The organism is Caulobacter sp. BK020 (genome assembly GCF_004342605.1).
GTDB lineage: Bacteria > Pseudomonadota > Alphaproteobacteria > Caulobacterales > Caulobacteraceae > Caulobacter.
This window is the reverse complement of record NZ_SLZL01000004.1, coordinates 206,784-233,351: the sequence shown is the minus strand read 5'-3', so window position 1 is coordinate 233,351 and position 26,568 is coordinate 206,784. Positions and strand designations below refer to the sequence as shown.

Genomic DNA, 26,568 nt, shown 5'->3' with positions numbered 1-26,568 from the left:
TTAGCCGGCCGCGCCCATGAAGCCCGGCAGCCAGGCCTCGTGGGCCGTGCGCAAGGCGTCCAGCGGGATGCTGAACAGGTCGGTCGAGGCGAAGGCGTCGCCGCCCGCCACCCCGGCCACGATGGCGTGGACGCCGGCTTCCTTGGCCGCCGCCAGCACCGCGTCCGGATCGGGCGTGGCCACCAGGTAGCGGGCCTGGTCTTCGCCGAACAGGTAGGGATGGGCGTGGGCGTGGCTGGTGGCGTTCAGGGTGACGCCGACCTGGCTGGCCAGGGCGATGTCGGCCGCGGCGATCAGCAGCCCGCCGTCCGACAGGTCGTGCAGCCCGGCGACCAGGCCCGTGCGGATCAGGCCGCGCACGAAGTCGCCGTTCTTGCGCTCGACGGCCAGGTCGACCGGCGGCGGCGCGCCGTCCTCGCGGCCCAGGATCTCGCGCAGATAGATCGAGGCGCCCAGCTCGCCGTGGGTCTCGCCGATCAGCACCAGGGTGTCGCCTTCGGCCACGTTGCCGAAGCCCATGCGCAGGTCGTAGTCGTCGATCAGGCCGACGGCGCCGACGGTGGGGGTCGGCGGAATGGCGACGCCGTTGGTCTCGTTGTAGAGGCTGACGTTCCCGGACACGACCGGGAAGTCCAGCGCCCGGCAGGCCTCGGCCATGCCGTCGGTGGCGCGGACGATCTGGCCCATGGTCTCGGGCTTTTCGGGGCTGCCGAAGTTCAAGTTGTCGGTGATGGCGATCGGGGTCGCGCCGGCGGCGGTCAGGTTGCGCCAGGCCTCGGCCACGGCCTGCTTGCCGCCCTCGTAGGGGTCGTTCTGGACGTAGCGCGGGGTGACGTCGCTGGTCACGGCGATCGCCTTGCCCTTGCCGTGGATGCGCACGACGCCGGCGTCGCAGCCGGTGGCGCTGTCTTCCAGGGTGTCGGCCATGACGTGGCGGTCGTACTGCTCCCACAGCCAGCGCTTGGAGGCCATGTCGGGGCTGCCGACCACCTTCAGCACGGCCGCGGTCCAGTCGGCGGGGGCGGGGATCTTGCCCGGGTCGAGGTGCGGATGCAGCGTCGGCTGGACCCAGGGCCGGTCGTACAGCGGCGCGTCGTCGAACAGCGGGGCCAGCGGCACGTCGCAGACCACCTCGCCATGGTGCCTGAGCACCAGGTGGCCGGTGTCGGTGGTATGGCCGATGACGGCGGCGTCCAGGCCCCACTTCTCGAAGATGGCGTGGCCGTCCTGCTCGCGGCCGGGCTTCAGCACCGCCAGCATCCGCTCCTGGCTTTCCGAGAGCATCATCTCGTAGGCGCTCATGCCCTCCTCGCGCTGGGGCACCATGTCCATGTCCAGCTCGATGCCGACCCCGCCCTTGCCCGCCATCTCGACCGACGACGAGGTCAGGCCCGCCGCGCCCATGTCCTGGATGGCGGCGACGGCGCCGGTGGCCATCAGCTCCAGGGTGGCCTCGATCAGCAGCTTCTCGGCGAAGGGATCGCCGACCTGGACGGTGGGACGCTTCTCCTCGGAATCCTCGCTGAACTCGGCCGAAGACATGGTCGCGCCGTGAATGCCGTCGCGGCCGGTCTTGGAGCCGAAATAGACGACCGCCAGGCCCGGGCCCGGGGCGGCCGAATAGAAGATCTTGTCGGCGTCGGCCAGGCCCACGCACATGGCGTTGACCAGGATATTGCCGTTGTAGCCCTTGTGGAAGTTGGTCTCGCCGGCGACCGTGGGCACGCCCACGCAGTTGCCGTAGCCGGCGATGCCGGCGACCACGCCGTCGACCAGGCGCTTGGTCTTGGGATGGTCGGGCTCGCCGAACCGCAAGGCGTTGAGCAGGGCGATCGGCCGCGCGCCCATCGTGAACACGTCGCGCATGATGCCGCCCACGCCCGTCGCCGCGCCCTGGTAGGGCTCGATGTAGGACGGGTGGTTGTGGCTTTCCATCTTGAAGATGATGGCGTCGCCGTCGTCGATGTCGATCACGCCGGCGTTCTCGCCGGGGCCGCAGATCACCCGCGGGCCGGTGATCGGGAACTTCTTCAGCTGGTTCTTCGACGACTTGTACGAGCAGTGCTCGGACCACATCACCGAGAACACCCCCAGCTCGACCAGGTTGGGCTCGCGGCCCAGGCGGTCGAGGACGACGGCGTACTCCTCCGGCTTGAGACCGAATTCGGCGGCCGTGTCGGCCATGGACTTGGCGGGGGAGGGCGAGGTGCTCATGGGCGGGCCTTCTAGCCTGACCCGGGGGATTCCGCTATATTCTAGAAACGTCAAAGGTGGTTCTAGAATGGGCATCAGCATCAAGCGCGCGGAGACCGAGGCCCTGGCTCGGCAGGTCGCTGACGCCACGGGGGAAAGTCTGACCGAAGCCATCCATCAAGCCCTGGTCGAGAAGGTCGCGCGACTTGCCGAGCCTTATGCCCTGTCCGATGCGGAGGAGGCGGCCAAGCACGCGTTCTTCGCGGAGCTCGACGCCCGGCCGGTGCTCGACCCTCGCGACTGGCGCGAGATCGAAGCCGAGCTGTACGACGAGCACGGCCAGCCGATCGGATGATCATCGACACCTCGGCCCTGATGGCCATTTCGTTGCGCGAACCCGAGGCGGACGCCTTCTATGCGCTCCTGCTGCGCGCCAGGCGTCGCCTGATGTCGGCCGCGTCCTACGTTGAGGCGTCGGAGGTCTATATGCGGCGGTGGAAGGCGGAAACCGGCGTCTCTCTGCTCAATCGCGACATCGCGCGGCTGCGGATCGAGATCGTCGCGCTCACCGCGGAGCAGGCCTACGCCGCCGCCGAGGCGAGGCGGATCTATGGGAAAGGCCGGCATGACGCCGCGCTGAACTATGGCGACAGCTTCGCCTACGCTCTTGCCAAATCCCTGGACGAGCCGTTGCTGTTCAAGGGAAATGACTTCAGCCACACCGATGTGAAGCGAGCCGCCCCATGATCTCCCGCCGCCACGTGATCGCGCTCGCCGCCGTCCTGCCCCTGACCGCCGCGGGCGCCGCGCCCGTGCGGGTTCGGATGGTCACCGACCTGGGGCCGATCGTCATCGAGCTCTATCCGGACAAGGCGCCGATCACCGTGGCCAATTTCCTGGCCTATGCGGACCAGCATCTGCTGGACGGCGGCAGCTTCTACCGGACGGTTTCTCCGAAGAACGACAACAACCCGGCGACCATCAGCGTCATCCAGGGCGGGCTGAACCGCGACGACAGCCCGCTGCCGGCCATCGCCCATGAGACGACCAGGGTCACCGGGGTCCTGCATACCGACGGCGTGATCTCGATGGCGCGGGACAAGCCGGGCACGGCGGGCTCGGAGTTCTTCATCTGCCTGGGCGACAATCCGGCCCTGGACTTCGGCGGGCCCCGCAACAAGGACGGCCAGGGCTTCGCGGCGTTCGGCAGGGTGATCGAGGGCATGGACGTGGTCCGCAAGATCCACGACGCCCCGACTGTCGCCAAGGCCGACGACCCCTACATGAAGGGCCAGATCATCGAAAACCCGGTGAAGATTCAAAAGCTAAGCCGGAACTAAGGCAGCTTGGCGCTGGGAACGGGCTGAATCCCGGGCCGTTTTCCTTTTCGTGCGCGATCGGCGCGCTGTCCAAGGAGAAAGCTCATGGGTGACAACAAGACCCGAGGTCCGCAGCAGCAGCAGAACGACCCGCAGCGACAGTCTCCGGGCCAGCAGCAGCAGCAAGGCGACCGCAACCGCCAGAACGAGCAGGGCCGCAATCCCGGCGGCCAGGCCAATCAGGCGGATCAGCAGCGCCGCGACCGCTGACAAACTACGCTCCGTAAATGTGAAGGCGGGGCCGGCGGTATCCGCCGGCCCCTTTTCGTTGAGGGGAGTCCCCTCAGTCGGCTTCGCCGACAGCTCCCCCAGAGGGGGAGCAGCTTGTACAGCGCAGATCCTCCCCCTCTGGGGGAGGTGACCCGAAGGGCCGGAGGGGGGCTACCGCCCCACCACCGGCAGCTCGATGAAGCTGGCCGTGTCGCCCGCGTGATAGACCCGCTGGGTGGCCTTCACATAGTCCGCCGGCTTGGCGAAGAAGATGTTGGGTACGAAGGTCTGCGGGTTGCGGTCGTAGAGCGGGAACCAGCTGGACTGCACCTGAACCATGATCCGGTGACCCGGCTGGAACGTGTAGTTCGCGGTCGGCAGGATGAACTGGTACTTCAGCGGCGCATTGGGCTTGAGGGCCTTGGGGGCGCTGAAGCTCTCGCGATAGCGGCCGCGGAAGATGTCCATGCCCACGGCCAGCTGGTAGCCGCCCAGTTCGGGCTGGCTGGGAACCTCATCGGGGAAGACGTCGATCAGCTTGACCACCCAGTCGCTGTCCGTGCCGCTGGTCGAGGCCGTCAGGTTGACCTTCGGCACGCCGGCGATCTTCAGCGGCGCGGTCAGGGGCTCGGAGACGTAGCTCAGCACGTCGGTGCGGTCGGCCACGGCGCGCTGGTCGGTCAGCAGCCAGGGCGTCCAGCGGTCGCGGTCGCCGAACTTCATCGGGCGGGGGATGTAGGGCACGGGCTTGGCGGGATCGGAGACGTATTCGTCATAGGCGGCCGCGCCCTTGGCCGTGGCGGGGGCGCTGAACGACAGGCCGCCAGCGCCGGTCAGGTAGAGGTTCTTGGCCGCGCCCTGCGGCCAGCTTTTGTAGTGATCCCAGCGATTCTGGCCGGGGTCGTAGATCAGCACCGGCGGCGTGTCGGCCTTGGGCGCGCCGTCCTTCAGGTACTGGTTGAAGAACGGCAGCAGCACGTCGCGGCGGAACTGCAGAGCGGTGTCGCCGTCCCACTTGAACACCCCCAGGCTGGAGCCGTCATAGTTCACCTGGCTATGCCGCCAGGGACCCAGCACCAGGTAGCTCTTGTCGTTGGCCGTGTCCTTCGGCTCGGTAGCGGCGTAGGCGTGGACCGCGCCCCACATGTCCTCCTGGTCCCACAGGCCCTGGATCCACATGGTCGGCACCTTCAGCGGCTGCTCGGCCATGGTCTTATCCAGCGCCTGCTGGCTCCAGAACGGCGTGTAGGCGGCGTTCTCGGTCAGCTTCTTCCACCAGGGCAGGACGTCCAGCCCGTTGGCCTTGGCGTAGTCGCCGGCCGAGCCGGCGCGGCGGAAGTTCTCGTAGTCGTCCGGGCTCTGGCGCGCGACGCTGTCGCCGGCCCCCCGCTTGGTGGTCTGGCCGACGAAATAGTCGAAGTTCACCTGCCGGAACGCGCCGAAGTGGAACCAGTCGTCGCCCATCCAGCCGTCGACCATCGGGCTCATCGGCGCGGCCACCTTCAGGGCCGGGTGCGGATTGACCAGGGCCATGACCACGGTGAAGCCCTCGTAGGACGAGCCCAGCATGCCGACCTTGCCGTTGCTCTCGGCCACGTTCTTGGTCAGCCACTCGATGGTGTCGTAGGCGTCGGTGGCGTGGTCGACCTCGCTGTTGTTCAGCGGTCCCTTCAGCGGGCGGGTCATCACATAGTCGCCCTCCGAGCCGTACTTGCCGCGGATGTCCTGGATGACGCGGATATAGCCGTCCTTGACGAACACCTCGTCGCCCTGGGCGAGCTCGGAGATCATGTGAGGGCTGTCGTTGCGGGCCGTGCGCTTGGCGGCGTTGTAGGGCGTGCGGGTCAGCAGGATCGGCGCGTTCCTGGCTCCCTTGGGCACGACGATCACGGTGTAGAGCTTGGTCCCGTCGCGCATCGGGATCATCACCACGCGCTTGTCGTAGTCGTAGCCGGCCGTGGGCGCGACGTACTTGCCGTCGATGTCCGGCGTCAGGGCCGAAGTCTGGGCTTGGGCGACGCCGGCGAAGGCGGTGAGGACGGCGGCGGCCAACAGGCCGGCGCGCAAGTTGGACGCAAGACTCATGGAAAGCTCCCCAAAAGGTGCGGGGAGCTTAGGAGGGGTTTGGGTGGGGCGCTATAGTGTAACATCGCCTGCAATCTCCTTATCCGTGAAATGGGAGACGCTCTGATCGGACGCTCAGAATGGTCGATGTGTTCTGCCTGTGATATTTCTAGAAAAGAGGAGTTTTCTAGATGGCTTTCAGCATCAAGGACGCCGAAACCGACCGCATCGTGCGAGCCCTGGCCGAGCGCACGGGACTTGGTCTTACCGAGACCGTTCGGGTCGCGGCCGAAAATGAACTGAAGCGACGGGGTGGCGACGCCACGCCCCCGGCCGCGCGGGCGGCGGAGATCATGCGCTGGCTCCAGGCCCGAGACCTAGGACCCGATACCGGTCTGGGCCGGACCGAGATCGAGGCCGATCTCTATGACGAGGCCGGATTGCCGCGCTGATGGTCATCGACACCTCGGCGATCATCGCCATTGAGTTCGGCGAGAGCGAACGCGCCGCCTTTGTCACCGCGATTCTCGCTGCCGACACCCGGCTGGTTTCGGCGGCCAGTTATGTGGAATGTGTCGCGGTGCTGTCGCGCCGCTATCCTGAGGCCGCCGCCGCGGCGACCATCGACGAGACCTTCCGCCGCCTCGGAATGGTGGTGGTGGATGTCACATCGGAGCAGGCCAGAACCGCCGCCCAGGCCTTGGAGCGCTACGGGCGAACCCGTCATTCGGCCAGCCTGAACTACGGCGACAGTTTCGCCTATGCCCTGGCCAGGATTACGGGAGAGCCGCTGCTGTTCAAGGGCGACGATTTCAGTCGCACCGACATCATCCGCGCGATGCTCTAGAGCAAATCGCGCGATATAGGAATCGCACGACTTGCTCCAGATTTTGTTTTCGCACCGCTTTTTGCTGAAAACCGGCGTCTACTTTTCCGCGCGATGCTCTAGGCGCTGGCGAAGATGCTGCGGAACAGCAGGGCCCCGTCTTCCGAGCCCAGGTCAGGGTCGAACGCGCGGTCGGGGTGGGGCATCAGGCCCAGGACGTTGCCCTTGGCGTTCATGACGCCGGCGATGTCGCGGGCCGAACCGTTGGGATTGTCCTGGTAGCGGAACACCACCTGGCCCTCACCCTCGATCCGGTCCAGCGTCGCCTCGTCGGCGAAGTAGTTGCCCTCGCCGTTGCCGACCGTCATCACCGCCGAGCGCTGCTCGCCGAAGCTGGCGGTGAAGCGGGTCTGGCTGTTGACCACGTCCAGGGCCACCGGCTTGCAGACATATTTGAGCTTGGCGTTGCGCAGCAGGGCGCCGGGCAGCAGGCCGACCTCGGTCAGCACCTGGAAGCCGTTGCAGATCCCGACCACGGCCACGCCGTCCTCGGCCGCCTTGACGACCTCGCGCATGACCGGGCTCTGGGCGGCCATGGCCCCGCAGCGCAGGTAGTCGCCGTAGGAGAAGCCGCCGGGCAGGACGATCAGGTCCAGGTCGTCCGGCAGGGCCGTCTCCTGGTGCCAGACCATCTCGACGCGGGCTCCAGCGGAGCGCTCGATGGCGACCTTGCAGTCACGATCGCAATTGGAACCGGGGAAGACGACGACGGCGGCTTTCATGGCGCGGGCCTGTAGCACCGTTCGCTGGGGATGTCAGGGGGCTTCGCGACCGGGACGCCCCTCAGTCGGCTTCGCCGACAGCTCCCCCAGAGGGGAGCAGCTCGTATAAATTAGATCCTCCCCCTCTGGGGGAGGTGGCCCGAAGGGCCGGAGGGGGCCCGCGGCGTCGGACGTCCTAGGCGCATTCGTCCAGCACCGGCTCCGCCGTCGCCTCGTCCGGCGCGGGGAAGGGAACCTTGAACGTGAAGGCTTCCGGCGTCGGGCCGTGGGTCTCCAGCAGGGCCAGCTTGGCCTTGGCTTCCTCGATGGTCGGGCGGTGGCCGGCAGGGACCCACCACAGGACCATGTAGAGGTCCATGTGCTCGAACCATTCACGGCGGCGGCGCATGAACTGCACGTGGCCGCCGCGATAGACATAGGCGCCCAGCGACGGGATGTCGGTCCAGACCGACATGTTGATCGCGATCAGGGCGTCGTCGAACGGCTGCAGGTCGGTGGCGTTGTTGCCCTCGCCGGTCAGTCGCCAGACGAAGCCGGGCGAGGCCTCGGCCAGGGCGTTGATCGGATCGAGGTTGTCGGCGAAGTCCTTGATCATCGGATGATCGATCGGCGCGCGCAGGCGACCGATGTTGACCTGGGCCAGGTGGAACTTCGCGCTCATGCAAACCCTCCGATTTCACCGAACATGGGGCGGCGAGGCGGGAGCGGAAGGCGTGGCGCAAAGAAAAAGCGCCGCTCCGGAGGAGGGCGCTGGATCATGGCGCGGACGGGGACAGGCGCATGCGCCTGTCCCCGATCACATCAGGCGATCTCGACGCGGTAGCTTTCGATGACCGTATTGGCCAGCAGCTCGTCGCACATGGCCTTGACCTCGGCCTCGGCCTTGGCGGCGTCGGTCTCGGTGAGGTCGAACTCGATGGTGCGGCCTACCCGCACGCCCGAGACGTCGGCCCAGCCCAGGCCGTGCAGGGCGGCTTCGACGGCCTTGCCCTGAACGTCCAGGACGCCGGGCTTGAGGAACACTTGAACCTTGGCTTTCATTTTCACTCGCCTAGTGCACGCCGCCTTGGATGACGGTGGGCATTTCCTTCATGATGCCGAGGCGGCGGGCCACTTCGGTATAGCTTTCGATGACGTTGCCCAGGTCGCGGCGGAACCGGTCCTTGTCCATCTTCTCGTTGGTGGCCGAGTCCCACAGGCGGCAGCTGTCGGGGCTGATCTCGTCGGCCAGGATCACGCGGCTGAAGTCGCCTTCGTAGACGCGGCCGAACTCGATCTTGAAGTCGACCAGGGTGATGCCCACGCCGCTGAACAGGCCCGACAGATAGTCGTTCACCCGCAGGGCCATGGCCATCATGTCGTCGATCTCCTGGGTGGCGGCCCAGTTGAACGCGGTGATGTGTTCCTCGGAGACCATCGGGTCGCCGAGCTTGTCGTCCTTGTAGTAGAACTCGATGATCGACCGCGGCAGCGGGGTGCCTTCGGTCAGGCCCAGCCGCGTGGCGATCGAGCCGGCGGCGATGTTGCGCACCACTACCTCGAGCGGGATGATCTCGACTTCCTTGATCAGCTGCTCGCGCAGGCTGAGGCGTCGGATGAAGTGGTTCTGCACGCCGATGCCGTTCAGGCGAGTCATGATGTACTCGCTGATACGGTTGTTGATCACGCCCTTGCCCTCGAGGACCGCCTTTTTCTGGGCGTTGAAGGCGGTGGCGTCGTCCTTGAAGTACTGGATGAGGGTGCCCGGTTCGGGGCCCTCGTACAGGATCTTGGCCTTGCCTTCGTAGATCTTCTTGCGGCGGGTGGTCATGGCTCTCGTCGAGGCCCTTCTGGTTGCGGGCGCGCCCCTGTCCGGAAACCGGTCCGGAAAATCTCCGGAGAAACGAAAAGCGCGCGCGGCGGATAGCTGCGCGCGGCGTTCGACTCAAGGCCGCTCACGAAAAATGTCGTCCCGAAACTAGCCGAACGCGGCCCCTGGCGCAAACAGCGCTAGCCGGAACCGCAGGATTGTGAGCGGATCAGCAGCGCTGCGGCGTTGCTTCCGATTGCCGGGCGGCTCGCCAGAGGATATGCAGCCGGCTCAGAGACTATTGGGGCTTTCATGACCACCTTCGACGAACGCGAACAGGGTTTCGAACGCAAGTTCGCGCTGGAGCAGGAACAGGAATTCAAGGCGACCGCCCGCCGCAACCGCCTGCTGGGCGAATGGGCGGCCGAGCTGATGGGCCTGGCGACGGTCGAGGAGTACGCCCGCGCCGTCGTGAAGTCCGACTTCGAACAGCCCGGCGACGAGGACGTGCTGCGCAAGGTCGCCGGCGACCTGAAGGGTTCGGGCGTCAATGTCAGCGAGGGCGAGGTGCGCCGGAAGATGGACGAGCTTCTGGCCCTGGCCCGCGGCCAGATCGCCGCCGGCGAGTAGGGCTCGGCGGCCGTGGCCGCGAATAATTCTGATGATTGAGCAAGGCCCGGCCGCGCGGTTCACCGCGGCCGGGCCTTGTCCGTTCAGGGGACGCCCGCCGGATAAACGAGGCGTACGGATTGTTTACCCCTATAGGTAGATAGAAAAAGACAAAGCTCGCCCAGGTTTCCTTTGGGTGTCGTCGCGTCCCGGATGTATCACTCTCTCTCTCAAAGGGCGATCACATGTCGCCACACAACAGGAGGATGCATCCATGGCTGACGATGTTGGTACGCTTCATACCCAGAAGGCCGGCGACAAGGTCGGGCTCTATTTCGTCAAGGCGGTGGTCGGCAATGTCGGCACGCCCGGCGCGCCGATCGTGAACCTGGCCCTGACCGTCCAGGCGGCCTCGGGCCATGTCAGCGGCATCGCCGAGGTCAACCAGGCGGTTCTGGGCGGCAACCATCGCTTCCCGGTCACCGGCCAGATCTATCAGACCGGTTTCGGCCCCAACCACCAGCTGGTCTCGCTGAGCGGCGAGTTCGTCTACAGCGTGCCGCCGCCCGCCATCGGCTCGTTCCTCGCCAAGTTCACGGCCGCGCTCTCGGTCGACCAGGCCTGGAACGGTTCGGGCGGCTTCAACTATCTGAACACCCACGTCGAGCACGTGCCGGTCAAGCACATCGCCTGATCCGGACGCGGCGAGGCGCCGGCCCGCGTCGCCCCCGCTCCCCCCATCGGGCGGCGGCGCGGGCCTTCTGGCGTCACCAGACCCGCGAGCGGGCCTCGGGCGCCAGGTAGTAGGCGTCGCCGGGCTTGACCCCGAAGGCGTCGTACCAGGCGTCGACATTGCGGGTGGGGCCGACTACGCGGAACGACGACGGCGCATGCGGGTCCGACGCCATCTGCTGCTTCAGCGAATCGTCGCGGGCCTTTTCCTGCCAGGACTGGGCGAAGGCCAGGAACAGGCGCTGGTCGCCGGTCAGGCCGCCGATCACTGGCGCCGGCTTGCCGCCCAGCGAGGCGTGGTAGGCGTCCAGGGCCACCTGCAGGCCGGCCAGGTCGGCGATGTTCTCGCCCATGGTCAGCTTGCCGTTGATGTGCGCGCCAGGCACGGGCTCGTAGGCGTCGTACTGCTTGCCCAGCACGTCGGCCTGGGCGTCGAAGCGCTTGGCGTCCTCGGGAGTCCACCAGTCGCGCAGCTTGCCGGTGGCGTCGATCTTGCGGCCCTGGTCGTCGAAGCCGTGGCTGATCTCGTGCCCGATCACCGCGCCGATCGCGCCGTAGTTCACCGCCGGATCGGCGGCCGGATCGAAATAGGGGGCCTGCAGGATCCCGGCCGGGAAGACGATCTTGTTCTCCAGCCCGCCGTTGTAGGCGTTCACCGTCTGCGGGGTCATGCCCCATTTGCCGTGGTCCACCGGCTTGCCCAGGTCGCTCAGCGTATAGGCCCATTCGAAGCGCCGGCTGGCCGCGACATTGCCGTAGAGATCGCCCGCGTCCAGCTTCAGGCCCGAATAGTCGCGCCACTTGTCGGGATAGCCGACCATCACCTGCATCTTGGAAAGCTTGGTCAGGGCCTCGGCCTTGGTCGCCGGGCTCATCCACGGCGCCTTCTGGATCCGCGCCGCCATCGCCGTCTTCAGGTTGGCGATCAGCTCGACCATCTGGGCCTTGGAGCTGGGCGGGAAGTACTTGGCGACATAGGCCTGGCCGACCATTTCGCCCAGGCTGCCGTCGACCAGCTGCACGCCGCGCTTCCAGCGGGGGCGCAGCGCCGACTGGCCGCTGAGGACCTTGATGTACTCGAACCGGCTGTCGACAAAGCGCTTGGAGAGGTACGGCGAGGTCTCGGCCACGATGTTGAAGGTCTGCCAGGCCTTCAGGGTGTCCAGCGGCGTCTCGTCATAGATCTTGGCGATGTCGCGTACGGCGGTCTTCTCGCCCAGCACCATCTTGCCCAGGCCCGGCATGCCCGCGCCGGTCAGGTACGGCGTCCAGGGGAAGGGGGCGTAGGTCGCCAGTTCGGCGGCGGTGGTCGGGTTGTAGGTCTTGTCGATGTCGCGGCGGTCGGCGACGGGCCAGCTGACCTTGGCGATCCGGGTCTCGAAGGCCACGACCTCGGCGGCGCTCTTGGCCGGGTCGGGATAGCCGGCCATCTTCAGGGCCCGCTCGACAAAGGCCGTATAGGCCGCCAGCTGAGGCTTGAAGCCGTCGGTCAGGTAGTAGTCACGGTCAGGCAGGCCCAGGCCGGCCTGGCCGACATAAAGGGTGTTGATCTCCGGGTTCTTGGCGTCCGGATAGATGTCCAGCGAAAAGACGCCGCTGCCGAACCCGCCCTGGGCCTGGCCCATGGCGGCGGCGAAGTCGGCCTTGGTCTTGATCGCCGCGATCCGCGCCAGGTCGGCCTTCAGCGGCTTGTCGTCGACCGCCTCGACCTTGGCCTCGTCGGTGAAGCTCTTGTACAGGGCGCCGATCTGGGTCGAGGCGTCGGCCGTCTCGATCAGGGTGCGCAGCTGGTCCTGCGAGCGGTTGTAGACGTCGTAGCCGACTCCGGCCGAAGCCTGGTCGTCGGGGATCTGGGTGCGCGCCGCCCAGGCGCCGTTGGCGTACTTGTCGAAGTCCGTCCCCGGCGAGACCGACCGGTCGCCGGCGGTCAAGTCGACGCCCCAGTCGCCATACATCGCCCTGGCGGGCGGATCGGCCGCGAAGGCCGGGGCGGCCGAGACGGTCGTGGACAGGGCGATCGCCGAAACGGCGGCCAGCAGGAACATGCGCATAGGAAGTCTCCCCTCAGAGCTAGCGATGCTGCCCTAGTTGCGTGGCGGGCGCAGATGAAAATGCTGTAATGTGGCGGCGCCTCCCCGATTTGCCTTTCCGGTCTGCTTAGCTAAGATGGTTAGCTAAGCGGAGACTCCGATGACCGTCGTCACCATCCACTACGCCAAGACCAACCTCTCGCGCCTGCTGGCCGAGGTCGAGGCCGGCGGCGAGGTGGTGATCGCCCGCGGCAAGACCCCGGTGGCCAAGCTGCTGCCGGCGGAGCCGCCGCGACCACGGCGGGTCTTCGGGTCGATGAGGGGACAGGTGGCGCTCGACGATAGTTTCTTCGAGGCCTTGCCCGATGACGAACTGGCCTTATGGAGCGGCGAAGGCGATTGAGGCTGCTGCTCGACACCCACGCCCTGATCTGGTTCGTCGCGGGGGCCGCCGCCCTGCCGATCGCCGCGCGACGCGCGATCGAGGACGACACCAACGACGTCTTCGTCAGCGCCGTATCGGCCATGGAGGTCACGACAAAGTTCAGGCTCGGAAAACTGCCGTCGGCGGGGCCGCTGGCGGAACGTTTCGAGCAAGCCGTTGCCGAACGGGGTTTCCTGTCCCTGCCGATCACCATCGGTCACGCCGAGAGGGCGGGCGCCATGCCGATCGCGCACAAGGACCCGTTCGACCGCCTGCTGATCGCCCAGGCCTTTGTCGAGGACATGCTGCTGGTCTCGAACGAGGCGGCGTTCGACGGCTACGGGGTCAGCCGGCTCTGGTAGGCAGGAAGGCCCGCAGGCCGTTCCAGAGTTCGGCCTTCTGCTGAAACGATCGCGCCGCATGGGCGGGGCTGGAGGAGGGCAGGGCCAGGGTGGCGATGCGGTCGCCGATCAGCCGCCCACCCAGCCTGGCCGCCGTCCCGCCGTTGAAGGCCACGACGCGCAAGGCCGACAAGGTCTCGATCAGGGCGCTCAGGTCGTTGGCCGCCGGATCGCGGATGGCGGCGTCCAGGCTGCCCGGCCGTTCGGCCTGGGCGATTACATCCCACAGGCCCACCCCGCGCGCGAGCAGGGCGGCCAGGCGGTCTTCATAGGCCAGCGGGACCAGCGGCGTGTCGAGCACGCCCTCCATCAGCCGCCAGAAGGCGTTGCGCGGATTGCCGTAGTACTGCCGCGCGACCAGCGAGGCCTCGCCCGGCAGGCTGCCCAGGATCAGCACGCGGGTGCGCCCGTCGACGACCGGAGGGAAGCCGGATTTTCGGGTCATGTCGGCCGCTCCGTGAGGGACGCGGAAACCCCGTCCTTCGACACGCTCAGGATGAGGTTTCCGACTGAAACGGCGCGAGAATAGCCCTCATCCTGAGCGTGTCGAAGGACGAGGGCGGCCCGCTTTGGAGACTCAGCCCTGCTCGCCGAACACCCGCTTGAAGATCACGTCGACGTTCTTGGTGTGGTAGCCGTAGTCGAACAGCTCCTCGAGTTCGGCGTCCGACAGGGCCTTGCTGACCACCGGGTCGGCCTTCAGGAAGTCGATGAACCGGCCCTCGCCGCGCCAGACCTTCATGGCGTTGCCCTGGACCGCCGCATAGGCGTCCTCGCGGCTGACGTCCTTGTGGGTCAGGGCCAGCATGACCCGCTGCGAGAACACCAGCCCGCCCAGCTTGTCCAGGTTCTTGGCCATGTTGTCGGGATAGATGTTGAAGCGCTCGATCACCCCGGCCAGACGGCGCAGGGCGAAGTCCAGATGGATCGTGGCGTCCGGTCCGATGCCGCGCTCGACCGACGAGTGGCTGATGTCGCGCTCATGCCAGAGGGCGACGTTCTCCAGGGCCGGGGTCACGGCCGAGCGCACCAGGCGGGCCAGGCCCGTCAGGTTCTCGGTCAGGATCGGGTTGCGCTTGTGCGGCATGGCCGACGAGCCCTTCTGGCCCGGGTCGAACGGCTCCTCGGCCTCCAGCACCTCGGTGCGCTGCAGGTGCCGGATCTCGGTCGCCAGCCGCTCGACCGACGAGGCCACCACGCCCAGGGCGGCGAAATAGGCCGCGTGGCGGTCGCGCGGGATCACCTGGGTCGAGACCGGTTCGACCGCCAGGCCCATCTTGTCGGCCACGTGCTGTTCGACGCGGGGATCGACATTGGCGAAGGTGCCCACGGCGCCCGAGATCGCGCAGGTCGCGATCTCGAACCTGGCCATCGCCAGGCGTTCCTTGGCGCGCTGGAATTCGGCGTAGTAGCCGGCCAGCTTCAGGCCGAAGGTGATCGGCTCGGCGTGGATGCCGTGGCTGCGGCCCACGCAGACCGTCATCTTGTGTTCCAGGGCCCGGCGCTTCAGCGCGGCCAGGACCAGATCGACGTCCTCCAGCAGCAGGTCGGTGGCCCGCGACAGCTGCACGGCGAAGCAGGTGTCCAGCACGTCGCTGCTGGTCATGCCCTGGTGCAGGAAGCGGGCCTCGGGGCCGACAATTTCCGACACATGGGTCAGGAAGGCGATGACGTCGTGCTTGGTGACGCGCTCGATCTCGTCGATGCGGTCGCTGTCCCAGACCGCGTCGCGGCCCTTTTCCCAGATCGTCTGCGCCGCCAGCTTGGGAATCACCCCCAGCTCGGCCATGGCGTCGGCGGCGTGGGCCTCGATCTCGAACCAGATCTTGTACTTGGTCTGGCTGGACCAGATGGCGGCGGCTTCGGGGCGGGAATAGCGGGTGATCATGGGGCGGGCGTTTGGTCCCGTCCGCCGGTCGAGTCAAGGGAAGGGGATTATTACTTCCGCCGGGGGCGCGCACTCACGGCAAGGCGTTGAAGGATTTTGCAGGGCGTCCGGTGTGAGTGCGTGTCCCCTGTTTCGTCCGCTGAGTCGGAGGGCGAATTGTTTGGGATCCTGGTCAGGCGCGGTGGGCGACGGAGGGGACACGCACTCACCCGGCGGTCCGGGATCGATTTTCCGGGGCCTTGCCGTGAGTGCGCGTCCCCGGTTGGGCGTCTATCCTCGGCGGATAGAGAGTCAAGTTCAATGATTTCAGAGGCTTGAACTTTCTCGACCCGATTTGGTCCTCACCCTTCCAGATCGCCCGCATACTGCTTGCACCTGAAGGCATGGGAAGGGCGCGAGGCCAGCGACCGATGCGGCTTTCAGGGGTGGACGAGCGGGGCTTGTCGGCGGCGCGTGAGTTTGCGGTCGGCGGGCTTAAACAGAGGGCGAGGGACGTAAGCTCGCCCATCGGGGTCTTCTCGCTGGAAGGCTCCGCCCGTCGTGGGGTTCGCTCCGGTCCTCGAAAGGCTCACTCCCGCCTCTGAAATCATGCGGTGCACAGATCCACCGAGGAACTACCGGGTGGGGTGAAGGGCGGAAAAGGCCCGCGCGCCCCGGCCTTGCGGATAACGGCTCCACGCGAAGCGCCTGACTTCGTCGAAACGGTACACATAACTGCAAATCATCCGGGCGAGGCCCGGGCGCTTCGCACCCTTCCCATCCGATCGCAGCTTCGGCGCGTGAGCGTGAAGCCGCGCCTACAAGTTCCTCCCCCTGTGGGGGAGGAACTTAGCCCCGCGCCGCCGCCCGCTCCCGCATGTGCTTGACCATGCCGATCGCCGCCAGTCCGTAGTGCAGGGCGGCCCAGGCGTAGAAGCACAGCGAGACGATGACGCCCTGCTGGGTGGCTCGGGCCATGGCGCCGTGGCAGGCCTTGGCCAGGTCCGGCGCCGAGCCCTTGGGGGCCAGGCCGCCGGGGCACTGGGCGGTGAAGCTGGCCGTCCCCGGGTCACTGAACGAACCGCCCAGGGCGTGGAAGATCGACGAGGCGTCCGGGTGATTGAAGTGGAACCGCGCCAGGTGGTCGATCAGCCAGCCGGTGAAGACCGGTCCGCCGCCCAGGGCGATCAGGTTCAGGAAGAAGAACAGCAGGGCCGTGGCCGTAGCCCGGCGGCGCGGCTCGACCGAGTTCTGGACGACGCCGAAGGTCGGGGCCAGGTAGGTGTAGTGGAAGATGCCCGGGACCAGCAGGATCAGGGCCGTGGCCTTCCAGTCGGTCTGCAGATAGGCGGCGATATAGATCGGGGTGCAGATGGCGAGGCCGATGGCCGGCACCAGGGCGTACCACTTGGCGCTGCGCTTGCCGGTCCAGTCGGTCAGGAAGCCGCCCACCAGAGTGCCGACGCCCGCCGAGAAGCCGCCGATCAGGCCGACGATCAGGCCTACCTGGGCCAGGCCCAGGCCGAAGGTGCGGACGAAGTAGGGCGGCACGAAAGCGCCCGAGCCGTAAGAGCCGAACGAGGCGATGGTCACGCCCAGCATCATGTGCAGCACCGGCCACTTGCCGAACAGCACGCCCATGACCGCGCTCAGTTCCTTGAACTCGTTGACCAGCGAGAATGGCGGCTTGGCCGGTTCGGCCACCACGTCTTCGGCTTCAAGCGGGCGCTCTACCCGTTCGGAATGGCCGCGCGGCGGTTCCTTGACGACCAGCTTGACCAGCAGGGCCAGCAGGATGCCCGGCAGGCCGACGATTACGAAGGCCACGCGCCAGCTGAACTCCTGGGCCAGCCAGCCGCCGGCCACCGCCCCGAACATCGTGCCCAGCGGGATGCCGAACGAATAGATCGACAAGGCCGAGGCGCGCTTCCTGGGCTCGTAATAGTCGCTGATCAGCGAGTGCGACGGCGGGGAGCAGCCGGCCTCGCCGACCCCGACCCCGAAGCGGTAGAGGGCCAGCTGGGCGAAGCTGGCGGCGCTGCCGCACAGGGCGGTGAAGCCCGACCAGATGACCAGCGACACCGAGATGATCGTCACCCGGTTCCAGCGCTCGGCCATGCGGGCGATCGGGATGCCCAGCAGGGTGTAGAGCAGCGCGAAATAGAGGCCGCCCAGCAGGCCCAGCTGGGTGTCGGTCAGCTTCAGGTCGACCTTGATGGCCTGGCCGATGGTGGCGATGATCGTGCGGTCGATGAAGTTGAAGGTGTATGTGGCCAGCAGCAGCCCCAGCACCGCGGCCTTGTAGCCGTTCGAATACAGCGGCTTCACGCCGCGCGGCGTCATCGCCTCCGCCATCCCGGGCCTCTCCCTTCAAACATTTGTTCTAATCGTTGGGCCGACTGTAGACGTAAGGGAAGCGCCAAGGCCAGAGGGGAAATCCGGGCGGTTTGGCGGCGACCAGATGAACGCCGGACAACGAGGGCGCCCGGGCTCGTTCAGGCGCGAAGGTCTTCAATGGGTCCATGGCCGCGACAGACGGCCTTGCAGGAGGTCCGCCATGCACGCCTTGCCCCGCCAGAACCCCGAGCCGGTCGCCCGGTCCGCCGAAATCGTGCCCTTCGAGGCGCTGAACCGGGCGCGGACGGCCCGCGCCCTGGCCCGCGACCCCGGCCCGCCCGACGAACCCCGTCCCTGGGCCTATGTCTTTCCGCGACCTTCGGTCAGCGAAAACAGCTAGGCCAGGTCCACCGGCGTTGTCCCGGACGAGCGCTCGGGCTAAGCCCAGGGCTCCCCCCGTTCGCCCAGGAGGCTCGCCATGGAAATCGTCGTCGGCACCAAGAAGTGGTCCAGCTGGTCGCTGCGCCCCTGGCTGGCGCTGAAGCGCACGGGCCAGCCCTTCAAGGAAACCGTGATCGAGCTGCGCCAGGCCGGGGCCTCGGACGCCGAGATCGCCAAGCATTCGCCCAGCCATCTGGTCCCGGTGCTGAAGGATGGCGACCTGGCGATCTGGGATTCGCTGGCGATCTGCGAATACCTGGCCGAGACCTTCCCCGCCGCCGGACTGTGGCCTCGGGACGCCGCGCTGCGGGCCCTGGGCCGGTCGGTAGCCGCCGAGATGCATTCGGGCTTCTCGTCGCTGCGCGGCGAATGCCCGATGGCGCTGGAAGTCGCTCCCGCCGCGGTGGCGATCTCCGAGGCCACCCAGAAGGACGTGCGCAGGATCGTCGAGCGCTGGAACCAGCTGCTCAAGCGTTCGGGCGGGCCCTTCCTGCTGGGCGACTGGTCGATCGCCGACGCCTTCTATACCCCGGTGGCGACCCGGTTCCGCACCTACGGGATCCACCTGTCGGACTATGGCGACACCGGCGCGGCCGGGGCCTATTGCGAGCGCCTGCTGGAAACCCCGGAATTCCTGGCCTGGGAGGCCGACAGCCTGGCCTAGGCTTTGTCCTCGGTTGGGAACATCGCGAAATAGGGCTCGGCCTCCTGCAACACCCGCGCGAACGACGGGCGAGCCCGCAGGCGGTCGAGATAGGCCGAGACGGTGGGGTGGGTCTCGCCCAGCGGCGCCACCTTGTCGGCGTAGAACAGGGCGGGCGCCGCGGCGCAGTCGGCCAGGCTGAACGCCTCGCCCGCCGCCCAGGTCCGCCCCGCCAGCTGGTCCTCCAGCAGGTTGTAGGCCACGGCCAGCTGGGCGCGGGCGTGGGCTACGCCGTGCGGGTCCTTGGCGTCGGCCGGCCGTATCCGGTCGGCGACGATCTTCTGCATCGGTTCCTGGACATAGTTGTCGAACAGTCGGTCCAGCAGCCGCGCCCGCAGCGCCGCCTCGGCGTCGTCCGGGATGAACCGCACTGGGCCGGGATAGGCCGTCTGCAGGTATTCGATGATGATCGAGGTCTCCGGGACGATGCGGTCGCGAGCCTTGTCGACCAGCAGCGGCATCTTCGCCGTCGGCCACAGCGTCTTGAACGCCGCGACGACCTGCGGGTCGCTCAGGTCGACCAGGTGGGCTTCGAACGGGGTGTCGTTCTCGTAGAGGGCGATCAGCACCTTCCAGCAGTAAGAGGCCAGCGGATGCATGTGCAGGGTCAGGGACATGGGAACTCCGTGGATAGGGGCGAGGACGCGATCATGGGCGCGTCCCCGGCTCTTCTCGGCTGGGCGTCAGGCGTCCTCGCCCTGGCGCTCCAGTTCCGCCGCCAGCTTTTCGTAGAGGTCGCGGCACCCGGCCTCGCGCTGGGCGGGGATGTCGTAGCCGTCCAGGAACGCGCCCTGTTCGGTATAGGTCAGGCGCGTGCCCTTGCCCTCGGGCTTCAGCTCGATCGTGGCGACCGACACCGAGATGCGATTGCCGTCAATGTCCATGGCGTAGGCGCTGATGATCCTCTGGTCCGGAACGATGTCCCAGTAGGTGGTCTCGTTGAGGACGATCATCTTGCCATCAGGGCTGAAGCGGCCGCGCTCCTGGCCGCCGACCCTGAAGTCGAAGGTGTACTCGGCCACAGGCCAGCCCTCGGACTTCACGAACCAGCGGTCGCGCGCCTCGGAATTGGAGAACGCCTTGAACACTCGGGCGGACGAGGCGTCGTAGACGCGGTTGATGACGAAGGTGGCGTGGACAACGGAGCGTTCGGTCATCGTCTTATCCTCTTGGGTTTGCAGGTCAGTCTTGTTCGTCGTCGCCAGCCGTGGCGCGCAGGTACTCCCCCAGGCGGTCGAGCTTGCGCTCCATGAGCACTCGGCGTTCGTTGATCCAGGTCTCGGCGGCGCTGAGGGCCTCCGGTTCCAGGCGGCAGGTCCGCACCCGTCCCACCTTTTCCGAGCGGATCAGGCCGCTGCCCTCCAGCAGCTGCAGGTGCTGCATCACCGAGGGCAGGGACATGGCCAGCGGCTGGGCCAGTTCGCTGACCGAGGCCGGGCCGGCGCAGAGCCGTTCGACGATGCTGCGCCGACTGGGATCGGCCAGCGCCTGGAACATCAGGTCGAGAGAGGGTTGGTTAGTCATGTGCCTAAGTATCGCCATGCCGATCGACGCGTCAAGAGATACTTTGTCAATTGCCTAAGTATTTTGTCGCGCCCCACGAAAAACGCCCCGGACGCGGGGTCCGGGGCGTTCGGCGCGAGCCTGGCCCGCCGACCAGGAGGGGAGGACCGGCGGCGGACCGCTCGACCCTAAAACCGGGTCGACAGGGTGACGAACCCCTGACGCGGCGGGATCGGGAAGGTCGAGTAGCTGCCGGCGGGCTGGGAGACCGTGACGTTCAGGTCGCCCTTCTCCTGGCCCAGGTTGGTGATGTTGGCGCTGAGCTTGAGGTTGTCGATCGGCCAGTTGGCCGGGGTCTGGAAGTCGTAGCTGACCTGCAGGCTCAGCAGCAGGTAGCTGTCGACCTTCAGGTCGTTGGTGTAGGTCGCGAAGCGCTCGCCGACATAGTCGCCGACCAGTTGGGCCTCGAACGCGCCAAAGTTGGCGCTGGCCACGAACTTGTTCATCCATTCGGGGCTGCCGGGCACCTTCTTGCCGGCGATGTGCACGACCGTCGGGGTGATGACGCCGCCGACCGTGGTCGAGCCGCTGGTATAGTCGTCCTGGTAGACCGACCGGTTGTAGGACACCGCGTCGTAGAACGAGAAGTGGTCGCCCAGCTGCAGGGTCAGAGCCACGTCGACGCCGTCGGTCTTCACCGCGCCGACGTTCTGGACGATGGCCGCGCCGCCGATGATCGAGATCGCCGCCGCCGACGGGGTGACGCCCAGCAGGCGGTTGCTGAAGTCGGTGTGATAGACGCTCAGCTGGCCGTCGATCCCGGTGACCGGTCCGAAGGCGACCTCGCGCTTGTCCCGCACGCCGGCCTCGTAGGTCCAGGCCGTTTCGGGCTCGGCGTTCTTCTTGAACTGGTCGAAGGCCGCCTGGCTGCCCAGGCTGAACGGCGACAGCCCGCCGCCGCCGTAGGTCTGGAAGTGGCGCAGGTTCTTCTGGACGTTGACGAAGGCCTCCATGCCGCCGTCCAGCGTCCACACCGCGCCCAGCTGGGGCAGGAACCACTCCTTGGTTTTGATATTGCCCACCGGCAGGCCGGTGGAGTTGACCAGCGAGCCGACGATCGGCTGCACCGGCACCGCGCCCGTGGCGTCCTGCACGCTGCTCTTGAAGCCGCCCTGCAGGACCAGGTTCTCACGGATGCGCCACTGATCCTGGATGTGGAACTGATAGACCTTGTTGTCGATCTCGCTGCCGTACTGGGTGATCAGCCAGCCGGTCGGCACGTCGTAGGGCGTGGTCGGATGGTTGACGTCGAACGGGTACCAGCGGCGATAGGCCGACGACTTGTTGTGCTCGTACCAGAAGCCGGCCTCGATCTGGTGGTCGCCGACCGTGGCGTTCAGGGTCGAGATCCCGCCCAGGCGATCGATCTGGTACTCGGTGGTGCGGGTCGCATAGCCCGAATTGCCGAACACCTTCTTCAGGTCCTGGTTCGGGAAATAGAAGTTGAACAGGGCCGGCAGGCCCGCCACCCGGATCGGGCCGGCGACGATGCCGCGGCCGTGGTCGTCGTGATAATAGACCTGGTTCGACCAGGTGACGTTGTCGGCCAGCTTGGCGTCGTACTTCAGGTAGCTCAGATAGTCGGTGCGCTGGGCGGCGCTGAAGTAGTTGCGGTAGTTCTCGCCCTCGGTGACCGGATAGTTGCCGGTCGCGTCCAGATAGTCCAAGGCCGCGTGGAAGTCCGGATAGAAGAACGGGCGGGTATAGGGCTGGTAGCTGTCATACGGTTTGCCGGCGCGGCCGGGGATGTAGCGGGTGGTGCCGTCCTCGTTCGGCTCGATCTTGTCGGAATAGGACAGGTAGAAGGTCAGCTTGCCGGTCTCGCCGTCGCGCACATATTTCAGGTTGGCCTGGTCGCCGCCCTGGTGGCCGCGGAAGTCCCAGGCCCGGGCGTCCTGGTGGGCGTAGGCGAAGTAGGCGGTGTTATTGCCGCCGAACGCGCCGGTGTCGACGCGCAGGAAGGTGCGGGTGGCGGCGTGGCTGCCGACCGTCTGGTTCAGCTGGCCGCCGAACTGGCCGCGTGGGTCGCTGGTGAAGGTCTCGACAGCGCCGCCCAGATTGCTGGTCGAGGCGGTGCCCAGCGAGCCCGCGCCCGACGACAGGATGACCTTGCCGACCACTTCGCTGATTACCGCGCGCTGCGGCGACAAGCCGTTGTAGTTGCCGTAGCTCTGGTCGCCCAGCGGCACGCCGTCCAGGGTGTAGCCCAGTTGCTGGCCGTTGAAGCCGTGGATGAACAGCGAGGTGTTCTGCTCGTTGTTGCCCCACGGATCCGCGGTCACGTACAGCACGCCCGGCAGGGTCTGGATCGCCTTCAGCGGCGACAGGCCCGGCAGGATCTTCTGCATCTCCGAACCGCTGAGCTGCACGGCTGAACGGGTGGTCGACAGGCTGGTGACCAGCAACTGCTCGACGGCGTCGGCGGGCTCGGCGGCCGGCGCGACGGCGGCCGGGGCGTCCGCCGCGTGGGCGACCGTGGCCGTCGCGAGCACGCCGAGCGCGCTCGCCGCCAGCAAGGCCTGGCGAGCCGATTTGATGAACATGGAACCCCTCCGACCTCCGCCCCTGTCGGGCGTTTCAAGGTCCGGGGTGTTAGGGCAAGCCTGCGACGCTTCGGCGAGGGTTTGGCGACGGGTTCATGACGCCGCCTCAATCCGCCGCCGGATGGGGCTTTTCACGTCGGTGAAAGCGTTCGGCGGCCTTTCGACCTCGCGATGGACCGGGTTTACGAGCAGCTGAAGGGAGGCTTTGATCCTCGCGCGACGGAGGACGGACGGGTGACGACAGACGGGGCGGAGATCTTGGCCGACGAGTTCGCCGATCCGTTGGTCGGCCGCATCGTCGCGTTCCTCCGCCAAGTCGGCATTCCGGTCGAGGTGACGATGCTGGAGCACGAGACCTTCCTGCCGGGCGTCGCCGTGGCGGGGGAAGGCCTGCGGGTCGATCCAGCCCGACTGGCTTGGCCGGGCGATTTGCTGCACGAGGCCGGCCACGTCGCGGTCGGTGATCCGGAGCGCCGCGACGCGGGCGTCTCCGACGATCCGGGTGAGGAGATGGCCGCCCTGGCGTGGTCCTACGCGGCCGCGACCCACCTGGGGCTGGACCCCTCGGTGCCATTCCACGCCGGCGGCTATCGCGGCGGCGGCAAGGCTCTGGCCGAGATGTTCAGCCAGGGCGGCTATGTGGGCGTGCCGATGCTGGCCATGTGGGGCCTGACGGTCGAACCTCACCGCGCCAAGGCCACCGGCGTGCAGCCCTTCCCGCACATGCTGGCCTGGCGACGAGGCTAGGGCAGGTGCGGTGCGACACGGGCCTTCAGCAGCGTGACGAGCGCCGGATCCATGAACGCGTAGTCGTCAGGAATGTTCAGGCAGATCACGCGAGCCTTGAGGTGACGCTTGAAGCGTTTGGACAGCTTGTTGCGATGGGTGCGCTCCATCACGAAGATGATGTCGGCCCATTCGACCAGCTCGCCGGTCAAAGGCTCTTCGGCGTCGTGATTGGTTCCGGCGGAGGCCGCTTCGACGCCCGGCCAGGTGGAAAACACCTGCTCCGCCGTGGGGCTGCGCAGCCTGTTCTGGCTGCAGATGAACAGGACCTTCTTCAAGCGAGGATCAACGCTTCAGGTCAGGCCGCCGCGAAGTCGCGCAGGGACGACAGGCCGCTCTGGTTGATCGGCAGGATGAAGCTGACCGTGGTGCCTTCGCCGGGGGTGGAGGTCATCTCCAGCGCGCCGTCGTGCATCTCGACCAGCGACTTGGTCAGGGCCAGTCCCAGGCCGGTGCCCTGGGTGGTCTTGGCGTGCTGGCTTTCCACCTGCTCGAACGGCTTGGCCAGGCGCGCCAGGTCTTCCGCGGCGATGCCGATGCCGGTGTCGGTGACCGACACCCGGACGCGCTCGCCCAGCGGATCGCGGCGCACCTCGGCGCGAACGGTGACCCGGCCGGCGCGCGGCGTGAACTTGATGGCGTTGGACAGCAGGTTCAGCAGCACCTGCTTGACGGCCCGATAGTCGGCCTCGACATCGGGCAGGGGCGGGAAGTCGATCTCCAGTTTCAGGCCGGCGGCCTCGGCCCGGTTGCGCACCAGACGGACGGCGTCCTCGGTGACGTCCTCCAGGTTCAGCGGCTCGAACTTCAGGTTCATCTTGCCGGCCTCGATCTTGGACATGTCGAGGATGTCGTTGATCAGGGCGAGCAGGTGCTGGCCGGAATTGTGGATGTCGAGACTGTAGCCCTTGTAGCGCTGGTCGCCGAGCGGGCCGAACATCTCGTTCATCATGATCTCGGAGAAGCCGTTGATGGCGTTCAGCGGCGTGCGCAGCTCGTGGGACATGTTGGCCAGGAACTCGCTCTTGGCCTTGTTGGCGCCCTCGGCCTTGACCTTCTCCATCTCGTACTTGCGGGCCAGTTCGGCCAGCTGTTCCTGCGAGCGCTCCAGGCCGGCGACGGCGTGCTGCAGCTGCTCCTCGTTGAGGCGGCGGGCCTCTTCCTGGTTCTTGATGGCGGTGATGTCGGCGGCGGTCATCACCAGGCCGCCTTCCGCCGTGCGCCGCTCGCTGATCTGGATCCAGCGGCCGTCGTTCAGCTCGGCTTCGCGGACTCCCTTGGCGCCGTCGGGCGCGGGCTGGTCGTGGCGGATGGCCAGGGCGGCGAAGCGGTTGACCTCGTTGCGCGGCGCGCCGGGCTTGAGCAGCTTGGGCTCGAGGTTGAAGACGTTGCGGTAGTTGCGGTTGCACATCAGCAACCGGCCCTGTCGGTCCCACAGCACGAAGGCCTCGGACACGCTCTCGATGGCGTCGCGCAGGCGGTTCTCGGCGGCCTGGGCGCGGGCCTGGGCCAGCCGCTCCTCGGTGACGTCCAGCGCCACGCCGATGATCCGCGAATAGCCGTCCTCGCCGGGCTTGCCGAAGCCCTGGCCGCGGGCGTCGATCCAGATGGCGCGACCGCCGTCTCGGGCCGGCACTCGGAACGACACGTCGAAGGCGCCGTAGGTCGCGGCGTTGGCCAGGGCCTGGCGGACCTTGTCGCGATGGTCGACCGAGACGCGATCCAGCAGTTCCTGGCCCGGCACCACGCCGCCGCCGCCCCAGCCGAACATCGCGCCGGTCACGTCGGACATGAACACCTGGTCGCCGCCCAGTTCCCATTCCCAGATGCCGCAGCGCGCGGCTTCCACGGCGAGACGGAAGCGCTGCTCGCTGTCGACGAACTCCTGCTGGGCGGTCTCGACCCGGCGGCTCTGCAGCATCAGCATCAGGGCCAGGGCGATGCCCACCGCCAGCGGGGCCAGCAGCGAGAAGGCGCCCTCCATGACCTGTCGATCGATATTGGCGACCGTGCGTGGCGGGGCGCCCGCGGCGGCCAGCAGGTCGCCCTGGGCCAGGGGCTGGATCGCCACGTCGAGCGCCTGGCCGTCGACCGACTGGCCGCGCAGGGCGGCCCCGCCTGATCCGAGATCATCGAGAGACAGCGAGAACGCTTCGCGCAGGTTGGTCGCGCCCTGGATCGCCCGGCCGCTCGACGCCATGATCCGGCCGTCAGACAGCATCAGGGCGCTGACCGCGCCCTTCGCAGGTTCGGCGATCAGGCGACCGGGGTCGCTGGAGGCGATGACGAAGCCGCGACCGCCCGCGACGGAGGTGGCCATGACGACATAGAGACGGCCGGTGGTCCCGCCGCCGATCCAGAGGCTGCGGCCGGAGGCGCCGGCCGAGCGGGCGGCGGCTTTCCAGTCCGCCGAAGGATCGCGGCCGGCGACCGCCAGCACGTCGGTCGCGCTGACCACGGCCACCGCCATGGCCTCGCCGCCGGCGGCGCGCAGGGCGGTCTCGGCCGCGTCGATGGGGGCGTTGGGGTCGCGCTGCAGAAGGTCGGAAGCCGCCGACAGGCCGGCGCGCTGGGCGGCCAGGTTGGTCTCGGCGGCGGCCGCGACCAGCTTGGCCTGAGCGGCCAGGCCGACGCCGCCCGGCGGCGCGCTCGCCTCGTTCTTGAGCCGGCTGACGCCGAAGGCGGTGTAGACCGCCAGCAGCAGCAGGGCGGCCAGTATGGCCACGCGCACATAGACCTGGGACGGCGACCGTGCGGCGCGCGAGCGGGCCGCGCCCGCCGCCGAAAGACCAGCGTCCGCCAGCCTCCCGGTTCTCGCCCAGCCACGCTTCAACGCCCAATGCTCCCGCAAACACTTGGCGAGTCACTTCGCCGACATGGTGAATCTAC

The 26,568-nt window shown here is 67.5% G+C and carries 29 protein-coding genes; 13 read left to right on the top strand and 16 right to left on the bottom strand.

Annotation, left to right across the window (positions count from 1 at the left end; all coding sequences use genetic code 11):
• Positions 1 to 2,214: a phosphoribosylformylglycinamidine synthase subunit PurL gene (gene purL, locus EV278_RS06890; protein ID WP_132088502.1), complete on the bottom strand. Its 2,214-nt coding sequence runs from the start codon at positions 2,212 to 2,214 to the stop codon at positions 1 to 3.
• A 67-nt stretch (positions 2,215 to 2,281) separates the two neighbouring features.
• On the opposite strand from purL, the gene EV278_RS06885 reads away from it, so the two are divergent.
• From EV278_RS06885 to EV278_RS23925, 4 genes are all read left to right on the top strand, one after another.
• Positions 2,282 to 2,548 (top strand): type II toxin-antitoxin system VapB family antitoxin, encoded by a 267-nt coding sequence (locus tag EV278_RS06885; protein WP_132088499.1) that lies wholly within the window; start codon positions 2,282 to 2,284, stop codon positions 2,546 to 2,548.
• Entirely contained in the window at positions 2,545 to 2,940 is a 396-nt protein-coding gene (locus EV278_RS06880; protein ID WP_132088496.1) for a type II toxin-antitoxin system VapC family toxin, read from the top strand. Before EV278_RS06885 ends, EV278_RS06880 begins: the two co-directional genes overlap by 4 nt.
• Positions 2,937 to 3,533, top strand: a complete 597-nt coding sequence (locus tag EV278_RS06875) for a peptidylprolyl isomerase (protein ID WP_132088493.1) — start codon at positions 2,937 to 2,939, stop codon at positions 3,531 to 3,533. Before EV278_RS06880 ends, EV278_RS06875 begins: the two co-directional genes overlap by 4 nt.
• A gap of 84 nt (positions 3,534 to 3,617) precedes the next feature.
• Positions 3,618 to 3,782: a hypothetical protein gene (locus EV278_RS23925; RefSeq protein WP_165916544.1), complete on the top strand. Its 165-nt coding sequence runs from the start codon at positions 3,618 to 3,620 to the stop codon at positions 3,780 to 3,782.
• Positions 3,783 to 3,953: 171 nt separating this feature from the next.
• On the opposite strand, the gene EV278_RS06870 is transcribed toward EV278_RS23925, so the two are convergent.
• A complete protein-coding gene (locus tag EV278_RS06870) occupies positions 3,954 to 5,867 on the bottom strand; it encodes a CocE/NonD family hydrolase (RefSeq protein ID WP_132088490.1) in 1,914 nt (637 codons plus the stop codon).
• Positions 5,868 to 6,037: 170 nt separating this feature from the next.
• Here EV278_RS06870 and EV278_RS06865 point away from each other — a divergent pair, with 170 nt between their 5' ends.
• Together EV278_RS06865 and EV278_RS06860 are read left to right on the top strand one after the other, a co-directional pair.
• On the top strand, positions 6,038 to 6,298 hold the full coding sequence (locus EV278_RS06865; RefSeq protein WP_132088487.1) for a type II toxin-antitoxin system VapB family antitoxin: 261 nt from the start codon (positions 6,038 to 6,040) through the stop codon (positions 6,296 to 6,298).
• Positions 6,298 to 6,693, top strand: coding sequence for a type II toxin-antitoxin system VapC family toxin (locus EV278_RS06860; RefSeq protein WP_132088484.1), 396 nt, complete (start codon positions 6,298 to 6,300; stop codon positions 6,691 to 6,693). Before EV278_RS06865 ends, EV278_RS06860 begins: the two co-directional genes overlap by 1 nt.
• A gap of 98 nt (positions 6,694 to 6,791) precedes the next feature.
• On the opposite strand, the gene purQ is transcribed toward EV278_RS06860, so the two are convergent.
• The 4 genes from purQ to purC form a co-directional block, all read right to left on the bottom strand.
• Positions 6,792 to 7,454 carry a phosphoribosylformylglycinamidine synthase subunit PurQ gene (gene purQ, locus EV278_RS06855; RefSeq protein WP_132088481.1) on the bottom strand — a complete coding sequence of 221 codons (663 nt, stop codon included), beginning with the start codon at positions 7,452 to 7,454 and terminating at the stop codon, positions 6,792 to 6,794.
• 175 nt (positions 7,455 to 7,629) lie between these two features.
• Positions 7,630 to 8,115, bottom strand: coding sequence for a DUF3291 domain-containing protein (locus tag EV278_RS06850; protein ID WP_132088478.1), 486 nt, complete (start codon positions 8,113 to 8,115; stop codon positions 7,630 to 7,632).
• 140 nt (positions 8,116 to 8,255) lie between these two features.
• Positions 8,256 to 8,495, bottom strand: a complete 240-nt coding sequence (purS, locus tag EV278_RS06845; RefSeq protein ID WP_132088475.1) for a phosphoribosylformylglycinamidine synthase subunit PurS — start codon at positions 8,493 to 8,495, stop codon at positions 8,256 to 8,258.
• A 10-nt stretch (positions 8,496 to 8,505) separates the two neighbouring features.
• Positions 8,506 to 9,264, bottom strand: coding sequence for a phosphoribosylaminoimidazolesuccinocarboxamide synthase (purC, locus tag EV278_RS06840; protein WP_035070989.1), 759 nt, complete (start codon positions 9,262 to 9,264; stop codon positions 8,506 to 8,508).
• A 291-nt stretch (positions 9,265 to 9,555) separates the two neighbouring features.
• Here purC and EV278_RS06835 point away from each other — a divergent pair, with 291 nt between their 5' ends.
• Both EV278_RS06835 and EV278_RS06830 read left to right on the top strand, forming a co-directional pair.
• Positions 9,556 to 9,873 carry a DUF1476 domain-containing protein gene (locus tag EV278_RS06835; RefSeq protein WP_132088472.1) on the top strand — a complete coding sequence of 106 codons (318 nt, stop codon included), beginning with the start codon at positions 9,556 to 9,558 and terminating at the stop codon, positions 9,871 to 9,873.
• Between the two features lie 253 nt (positions 9,874 to 10,126).
• On the top strand, positions 10,127 to 10,546 hold the full coding sequence (locus tag EV278_RS06830; RefSeq protein WP_132088469.1) for a DUF1842 domain-containing protein: 420 nt from the start codon (positions 10,127 to 10,129) through the stop codon (positions 10,544 to 10,546).
• Between the two features lie 73 nt (positions 10,547 to 10,619).
• Here EV278_RS06830 and EV278_RS06825 read toward each other — a convergent pair whose 3' ends face one another.
• On the bottom strand, positions 10,620 to 12,635 hold the full coding sequence (locus EV278_RS06825) for a M13 family metallopeptidase (protein ID WP_132088466.1): 2,016 nt from the start codon (positions 12,633 to 12,635) through the stop codon (positions 10,620 to 10,622).
• A 139-nt stretch (positions 12,636 to 12,774) separates the two neighbouring features.
• Between EV278_RS06825 and EV278_RS06820 the strand changes: the two genes are divergently transcribed.
• Both EV278_RS06820 and EV278_RS06815 read left to right on the top strand, forming a co-directional pair.
• A complete protein-coding gene (locus tag EV278_RS06820) occupies positions 12,775 to 13,017 on the top strand; it encodes a type II toxin-antitoxin system prevent-host-death family antitoxin (protein WP_132088463.1) in 243 nt (80 codons plus the stop codon).
• Entirely contained in the window at positions 13,014 to 13,400 is a 387-nt protein-coding gene (locus EV278_RS06815) for a type II toxin-antitoxin system VapC family toxin (RefSeq protein ID WP_132088460.1), read from the top strand. Before EV278_RS06820 ends, EV278_RS06815 begins: the two co-directional genes overlap by 4 nt.
• Here the strand turns inward: EV278_RS06815 and EV278_RS06810 are convergent.
• The 3 genes from EV278_RS06810 to EV278_RS06800 form a co-directional block, all read right to left on the bottom strand.
• Positions 13,384 to 13,884 carry a DNA-deoxyinosine glycosylase gene (locus EV278_RS06810; protein WP_132088457.1) on the bottom strand — a complete coding sequence of 167 codons (501 nt, stop codon included), beginning with the start codon at positions 13,882 to 13,884 and terminating at the stop codon, positions 13,384 to 13,386. The two genes, EV278_RS06815 and EV278_RS06810, sit on opposite strands and share 17 nt — an antisense overlap.
• A gap of 132 nt (positions 13,885 to 14,016) precedes the next feature.
• The gene (gene purB, locus EV278_RS06805; RefSeq protein ID WP_132088454.1) at positions 14,017 to 15,327 is read right to left on the bottom strand and encodes an adenylosuccinate lyase; all 1,311 of its coding nucleotides are present in this window, start codon (positions 15,325 to 15,327) and stop codon (positions 14,017 to 14,019) included.
• Positions 15,328 to 16,155: 828 nt separating this feature from the next.
• Positions 16,156 to 17,661 (bottom strand): MFS transporter, encoded by a 1,506-nt coding sequence (locus tag EV278_RS06800; protein WP_132088451.1) that lies wholly within the window; start codon positions 17,659 to 17,661, stop codon positions 16,156 to 16,158.
• Between the two features lie 202 nt (positions 17,662 to 17,863).
• On the opposite strand from EV278_RS06800, the gene EV278_RS06795 reads away from it, so the two are divergent.
• Together EV278_RS06795 and EV278_RS06790 are read left to right on the top strand one after the other, a co-directional pair.
• Positions 17,864 to 18,043 carry a hypothetical protein gene (locus EV278_RS06795; RefSeq protein ID WP_132088448.1) on the top strand — a complete coding sequence of 60 codons (180 nt, stop codon included), beginning with the start codon at positions 17,864 to 17,866 and terminating at the stop codon, positions 18,041 to 18,043.
• 78 nt (positions 18,044 to 18,121) lie between these two features.
• Positions 18,122 to 18,748 carry a glutathione S-transferase family protein gene (locus EV278_RS06790; RefSeq protein WP_132088445.1) on the top strand — a complete coding sequence of 209 codons (627 nt, stop codon included), beginning with the start codon at positions 18,122 to 18,124 and terminating at the stop codon, positions 18,746 to 18,748.
• Here EV278_RS06790 and EV278_RS06785 read toward each other — a convergent pair.
• The 4 genes from EV278_RS06785 to EV278_RS06770 all read right to left on the bottom strand — a co-directional run bounded on the left by EV278_RS06785 (position 18,745) and on the right by EV278_RS06770 (position 22,893).
• Entirely contained in the window at positions 18,745 to 19,404 is a 660-nt protein-coding gene (locus tag EV278_RS06785) for a glutathione S-transferase family protein (protein ID WP_132088443.1), read from the bottom strand. The two genes, EV278_RS06790 and EV278_RS06785, sit on opposite strands and share 4 nt — an antisense overlap.
• A 66-nt stretch (positions 19,405 to 19,470) precedes the next feature.
• Positions 19,471 to 19,944, bottom strand: coding sequence for an SRPBCC family protein (locus tag EV278_RS06780; RefSeq protein WP_132088440.1), 474 nt, complete (start codon positions 19,942 to 19,944; stop codon positions 19,471 to 19,473).
• Positions 19,945 to 19,969: 25 nt separating this feature from the next.
• Positions 19,970 to 20,311, bottom strand: coding sequence for a metalloregulator ArsR/SmtB family transcription factor (locus EV278_RS06775; RefSeq protein WP_132088437.1), 342 nt, complete (start codon positions 20,309 to 20,311; stop codon positions 19,970 to 19,972).
• A 167-nt stretch (positions 20,312 to 20,478) separates the two neighbouring features.
• Complete coding sequence (locus EV278_RS06770; protein WP_132088434.1) at positions 20,479 to 22,893, bottom strand: TonB-dependent receptor plug domain-containing protein; 2,415 nt, start codon at positions 22,891 to 22,893, stop codon at positions 20,479 to 20,481.
• 234 nt (positions 22,894 to 23,127) lie between these two features.
• On the opposite strand from EV278_RS06770, the gene EV278_RS06765 reads away from it, so the two are divergent.
• Complete coding sequence (locus EV278_RS06765; RefSeq protein ID WP_132088431.1) at positions 23,128 to 23,640, top strand: hypothetical protein; 513 nt, start codon at positions 23,128 to 23,130, stop codon at positions 23,638 to 23,640.
• On the opposite strand, the gene EV278_RS06760 is transcribed toward EV278_RS06765, so the two are convergent.
• Positions 23,637 to 23,957 (bottom strand): low molecular weight protein tyrosine phosphatase family protein, encoded by a 321-nt coding sequence (locus tag EV278_RS06760; protein ID WP_132088428.1) that lies wholly within the window; start codon positions 23,955 to 23,957, stop codon positions 23,637 to 23,639. The genes EV278_RS06765 and EV278_RS06760 overlap by 4 nt on opposite strands.
• Before the next feature lie 20 nt (positions 23,958 to 23,977).
• Complete coding sequence (locus EV278_RS06755) at positions 23,978 to 26,482, bottom strand: PAS domain-containing sensor histidine kinase (protein ID WP_207905446.1); 2,505 nt, start codon at positions 26,480 to 26,482, stop codon at positions 23,978 to 23,980.
• Between the last annotated feature and the right edge of the window lie 86 nt (positions 26,483 to 26,568).